1 protein-coding gene is annotated in these 545 nt (G+C 32.1%); it reads right to left on the bottom strand.

Annotated features, from left to right (window positions below; genetic code table 11):
* Positions 1-545, bottom strand: a 545-nt coding sequence (locus HHU12_RS34745) for an ATP-binding protein (protein WP_169661245.1), incomplete at both ends; no start/stop codon positions are given.

Genomic DNA, 545 nt, shown 5'->3' with positions numbered 1-545 from the left:
TCAAAAGATTGCTCTAAAGTTTTTACATTTTTATCCTTTTTATATTCATCAATATCATTCAATTGTTCTTCAAAATCAGACAAGTGATGACTGTAAGTATTCAGATCGATATACTTTTCTTCACTGTCCAAAGAGTCTATAATAATTTTCTGAATATCATCTGCCGAAACATCCGCATTGAGGTAAACACTCTGAATCGTTTTATAGATAGTACCGTATTGTTTCGTCTCTAGTAAATTGTACTTTTTGAATTCCCTTTGATTCTGCTGAGCACCATAAATGATATCGCGATAAGTTGTATAATTATCGATCACTTTTGAGAGTCCAATTCCCTCTTTATCTAACACTCCTCTGATCTGATTCCAATGATTGAAAACTTCTCCATTTTCAGTCATAAAATATCGCTTTTCAAAACGACTATCAAAGAATCGAAATTGTACTTTAGACTGAGCTCTAAACAGTACTACACAAAAACTCCCTCTTTCCGTAGCTACCTCATAAATGATGTAAGAATTATCATTTTTCAAATACCAATCAACAAAACG

Source organism: Flammeovirga aprica JL-4 (assembly GCF_012844305.1).
In the GTDB taxonomy this organism is placed as follows: Bacteria; Bacteroidota; Bacteroidia; order Cytophagales; family Flammeovirgaceae; genus Flammeovirga; species Flammeovirga aprica.
This window is presented reverse-complemented; position numbering and strand designations above follow the sequence as displayed.